This is a genomic window from Nocardia sp. bgisy134 (assembly GCF_965341865.1).
Taxonomy (GTDB): domain Bacteria; phylum Actinomycetota; class Actinomycetes; order Mycobacteriales; family Mycobacteriaceae; genus Nocardia.
The window spans coordinates 1-4,843 of the sequence record NZ_CBDQZP010000046.1; the positions used below are offsets into that span (position 1 = coordinate 1).

Annotated in this window: 1 protein-coding gene; it reads right to left on the reverse strand. The window is 66.8% G+C overall.

The window, feature by feature from the left end; translation table 11 throughout:
* Window positions 1-4,824: type I polyketide synthase (locus tag ACRWNM_RS36425; protein ID WP_431972715.1), on the reverse strand; the 4,824-nt coding region annotated here is incomplete at its 3' end.
* Between the last annotated feature and the right edge of the window lie 19 nt (window positions 4,825-4,843).

The following is a 4,843-nucleotide window of genomic DNA, read 5'->3' on the forward strand; positions in this document are numbered from 1 at the left end:
TACGCCATCAACCAGCATCGGCAGCACGTCGGCCTCCGACGCACCCACGGCCACCATCGCCCCACCCGCGGGCAACGCCTGCATCAACCGGCCACGCGCCGCCACCAACACACACGCATCCCCGAGCGACATCACCCCCGCCACATGCGCAGCCGCGACCTCGCCGATCGAATGACCGGCCACCACATCCGCGCGGACTCCCCACGATTCGAGCAGCCGGAACAACGCCACCTCGAACGCGAACAAACCCGCCTGAGCGAACACCGTCCGATCGACCACGTCCTCGGACGACAGCGCCTCACCCAGCGAAACCGACTGCCCCAACAACGGATCCAACTCAGCCACGATCGCATCGAAAGCCTCGGCGAACACCGGATACGCACCACGCAGCTCAGTAGCCATACCCGCCCACTGCGCACCCTGACCAGAGAACACCACACCAGTCGAACCCGACACCACACGACCGGACACAACACCCGGAATCGATTCGCCGCGACCCAACGCTTGTATGCCCGCCCAGAGACCGTCGCGCTCGGGTGACAGCACCACGGCCCGATGCTCGAAAACACCGCGCGTGGACGCGAGCGAGAAGCCCACATCCACCGGATTCAGGTCGTGATCGTCCGCGTACGACGCCAGACGCCCGGCCTGACCGGCAAGGGCCGCACCGCTGCGCGCCGAAACCACCCACGGCAATACGGCCGGAACGGACTCCACCACCGGCGCCGACTCCACCGGCGCCGGTTCCACGACCGGAGCCTGCTCCAGGATGAGGTGAGCATTGGTGCCGCCGATACCGAACGAGGACACCCCGGCACGACGCGGCCTATCCACCTCCGGCCACGCCACCTCCTCGGTCAGCAACCGGATATGGCCTCGGGTCCAATCGACTTTGGTGCTGGGTTGATCGACATGCAGCGTTCGGGGCAGCACCCCGTGCCGCATCGCCATCACCATCTTGATCACACCACCCACACCCGCGGCGGCCTGCGCATGACCGATGTTGGACTTCAACGACCCCAACCACAGCGGGCGATCCCCATCACGGTCCTGCCCATACGTCGCCAGCAGCGCCTGCGCCTCGATCGGATCACCCAACGTGGTACCCGTACCGTGGGCTTCCACCACATCGACGTCGACCGGCGACACCTTGGCATTCGCCAAAGCCTGCCGGATCACACGCCGTTGCGACGGGCCATTGGGCGCGGTCAAGCCATTCGACGCACCATCCTGATTCACCGCTGAACCGGCGATCACCGCGAGAACTTCATGACCATTGCGGCGGGCGTCGGACAACCGCTCCAACACCAGCACACCGGCGCCTTCGGACCAGCCGACACCATCGGCGGCATCGGCGAACGACTTGCACCGCCCATCCGGGGACAACCCCCGCTGTCGACTGAACTCCACAAAGATCTCCGGTGTCGCCATCACGGCGACACCACCGGCCAACGCCAGATCACATTCGCCCGACCGCAGCGACTGCGCGGCCAGATGCATTGCCACCAGCGATGACGAGCACGCCGTGTCCACGGTGACCGACGGCCCTTCCAGACCGAACACATACGACACTCGCCCGGACACCAAACTCCCGGCAGCGCTGTTACCGGTTCCCTGGGCGTAGTCGTGATACATCATGCCGGTGAAGACACCGGTCGAACTGCCTCGCAGCACAGCAGGATCGACACCGGCGCGCTCCAGCGCCTCCCATGAGGTCTCCAGCAGCAACCGCTGCTGGGGATCCATGATCACGGCCTCGTTGGGGCTGATCCCGAAGAACTCCGCATCGAAATCGCCTGCCGAATAGAGGAATCCACCCTGACGGGTGTAGGTCTTACCGGCCTGACCGGGTTCGGGATCGTAGATGCCCTCGATATCCCAGCCACGATCCACCGGCAACGCACCGGTGGTATCAACGCCCGAAACGACCAGCCGCCACAGGTCCTCCGGCGAGGCCACACCACCGGGATAGCGGCAAGCCATCGCCACCACCGCAATCGGGTCGTCGCCAACAGTTCTGCTGGCAGCGACCTCGACGTCCTGCCCCGTGCCGGTGAGCTCGTCGGCCAGATATTCGGCCAAAGCCTGTGGTGTCGGGTAGTCGAACACCAGAGTCGCGGGGAGGTGTAGGCCTGTCGCGGTCTTGAGGGCGTTGCGGAACTCGATAGCGGTGATCGAATCGAAGCCCAGCTCGCCGAAGGCCTTGTCCGCTGCAATCGCGTTCGCGTTCTGGTGTCCCAGAGTCGCCGCGACCTGTCCACGGACGATCTCGACGAACACACCGAAACGTTCACCGTCGGGAGTGTTCGCCAAACGAGCGCGAAGCGCCGTGGATGCGCCCGAAGCCGCCTTCCGGCGATGCGGGATCAGCGCGGAAAGCAGCGCGGGCGCGGCGAATCCCGCGCTGCGCAAGGCATCCAGGTCCAAACGGGCAAGGACGAGGGCGGCTGTATCCGCTCCTGTCGCGGCATCGAACAGCGCGAGGCCCTGTTCCTTCGACAATGGCAGCATGCCCGAACGAGACATGCGGTGCCGGTCGACGTCGCTGAGCTCTGCCGCCATGCCTCCGTCCGCGCCCCAGGGACCCCAGGCGAAAGACTTGCCGCGTCGCCCGGATGCCCTGCGGTGTGCCGCCAGGGCGTCCAGGCACGCGTTGGCCGCGGCATAGTTGCCTTGACCGGCGTTTCCGAATGAGCCGGCCACCGAGCTGAACAGCACGAACGCCTTCAACGGCAGATCGGCGGTCAGCTCGTGCAAGTGCAGGGCGGCATCGACCTTGGGCCCCAACACCGCATCCAACCGATCCGAGGTCAGCGAAGCGATGGCACCATCATCGAGCACCCCAGCCATGTGGAACACGCCGGTGAGTGGATGACCGGCGGGCACGCCCGCCAGCACCTCGGCGAGCGCGCCGCGGTCGGCGATATCGCAGGCGACGAACTCGGCCTCGGCTCCGAGACGCTGCAACTCCGCGCGTAGCTCGGTGGTGCCGGGAGCAGACTCACCGCGCCGACTCAACAGCAACAGACGGCGCGCGCCATATGCGTCGACCAGGTGCCGGGCGAACAACCCACCGAGGTAGCCGCTGGCGCCGGTGATCAGAACTGTGTCGTCGGGGTCGAAGGCGTCGGTCGCCGGAGCGGTCGCGGCGGTGGAGACGACTCGGGCGAGTCGCGCTCTGTGTACCTGCCCGCCACGCACGGCCACCTGTGGTTCCTCCGCAGCCAGAATCCCACCCAGCAGCGCATCGAGTTCGGAACCGGCATCGTGGGAATCGGTGTCGATCAACACGATCCGGCCAGGGCTCTCCGCCTGGGCGGAACGCACCAGACCACCCACGGCGGCACCCGCCAGGTTCGTAATGTCCTCCCCGGCAACCGATACCGCACCACTGGTCCGGACCACGAGCACCGACTCGCCGAACCGATGATCGGCAATCCAGGACTGAAGCACCCGCAGCACATCATGGGTCGCGGCATGAACGGCGGCGGGATCATTACCCGCAGGGCAGTCCAGTACCACCGCGGCGGGGACCACGTCACCGAGATCCGCCCATGCAACCGCGGCGACTTCACCCTCGGACACCGAGATCGGCGTCCAGCTGACATCGAACACGGCAGTGCGAGCAATGGATGTACCGGTGGTGAGCTGCCCGGGATCGATCGGCCGGGAAGCCAGACGCCGCACCGTCGCCACCGCAGCACCGGTCGAGTCCGCCAGATCCAGAGCAACACCGTGCTCGCCGACGCGAGTGAGTCGAACCCGCAGCGCATCGGCACCCGCCGCATGCACCGTGACACCGGACCACTCGAACGGCAACGCCACACCGGTTCCGTCCGCAGGGGTGTCATCGGCGAAACGCAAGGCGTGCAACGCCGCATCCAGCAACGCCGGATGCACACCGAAACGCTCTGCCTCGGTTCGGGCCTGCTCAGGCAATTCGATCTCGGCGTAGAGCCCATCGGATGCCCGCCAGACCGACCGCAGCGCCTGGAACACCGGACCGTAGTGATAGCCCTGCGCATCGAGGGAGTCGTACACCCCATCGATGTCCACGGCGACCGCGTCGGCGGGCGGCCACTGCACCAGATCCACAGCCGCGCTGTCGATTCCGGGCGCGAGCACACCCTCCGCGTTCAACGTCCACGACGGCACCGAATCGACACCATCATCGGGGCGAGAGAAGATCCGCACCCCGCGACGCCCCTCGTGGTCCTCGCCACCGACGACGACACGCACCGCAACGCCCGCCGACTCCGGCAACACCAGCGGAGCCCGCAGAATCAGCTCATCCAAGCTCGAACAGCCCACACGCTCGCCGGCGTGCATGGCGAGTTCGACCAAACCGGTGCCGGGGAACAGCACGGTGTCCATGACCCTGTGATCGGCCAGCCACGGATGCGTCCGCAGCGACAACCTGCCGCTGACGGCGACCACGTCGGAATCCGGTTGCGACACCACCGCGGAGACCAAGGGATGTCCGGTAGCCACCAGACCCATCGATCGAGCGTCACCACCACCGGCAGACCCTTCGGGCATCCAATAACGCCGACGCTGGAAAGCGTAGGTGGGCAAATCGATTCGCTGGGCCCCGCTACCGGTGTAGAAACCGGCCCAGTCCACCTCGGCGCCGGAGACGAACAACCCGGCCACCCCGCCCAGCACCGTGGACGGATCGGCATGGTTTCGACGCGCCAAAGCCACCACGGTAGAAGCCGAAGCAGCCGCGCCCGCCTGGCGCCCGTCGAGCGTCTGGGTGATCATCGGGGTAAGCACCGCGTCGGGCCCGACCTCGGCGAACCTGGCGACACCCAGGCCCGCCATCGCGGCGACCGCATCGGCG